General features: G+C 66.6%; 1 protein-coding gene. It reads right to left on the reverse strand.

Annotation, left to right across the window (positions count from 1 at the left end):
• The coding region (locus NLX94_RS38710) for a beta-ketoacyl reductase (protein ID WP_254387993.1) at positions 1-740 on the reverse strand (740 nt) is incomplete at both ends.

Raw genomic sequence — 740 nt, forward strand, 5'->3', positions numbered from 1 at the left:
GCCAGGGCGGTGGGGGTGGGGTGGTCGAAGATGAGGGTGGGGGGGAGTTGGAGGCCGGTTTCTTGGTTGAGTTGGTTGCGGAGTTCGATGGAGGAGAGGGAGTCGAAGCCGGATTCCTGGAAGGCGCGTTGGGGTGGGATGGCGTCGGGTGTGGTGTGGCCGAGTACGGTTGCGGCTTTTTCGCGTATGAGGTGCAGGACGATGCGGAGTTGTTCGTCGGGGTCCAGTCCGGTCAGGCGTGTGGGCAGGGTCGGTGTTCCTGTGTGGATGGTGGTTCTGCCGGTTGCTGCGGTTCTGGTGGGGACGCGGGTCAGGCCTTGGAGGAGTGCGGGTATCTCGCCTGTGCGTGTGCGCAGGGCGGTGGTATCGATGCGCAGGGGGACAAGTGTGCTGTGTCCGTCTGGTGTGGTGACCGCGGTGGTGAATGCGGCGAGGCCTTCCTCGACCGACAGTGCGGGCAGTCCTTGCCTGCGCATGCGGTGGAGGTCGGCTTCGGTGAGCCAGTCGCTGAGTCCTGTGCTGGTGTCCCAGAGGCCGAAGGCGAGGGAGAGTGCCGGGAGGCCCAGGGTGTGGCGGTGGTGGGCGAGGGCGTCGAGGAAGACGTTGGCTGCCGCGTAGTTGCCCTGGCCGGCGGCGAGGACGAGTCCGCCTGCGGAGGAGAAGAGGACGAAGGCGTCCAGGTCCATGTCCTGGGTGAGTTCGTGCAGGTGCCAGGCCGCGTCGGCCTTGGGTTGGAACAC

Origin of the sequence: Streptomyces sp. TBY4 (assembly GCF_024213195.1) — a bacterium.
GTDB lineage: Bacteria > Actinomycetota > Actinomycetes > Streptomycetales > Streptomycetaceae > Streptomyces.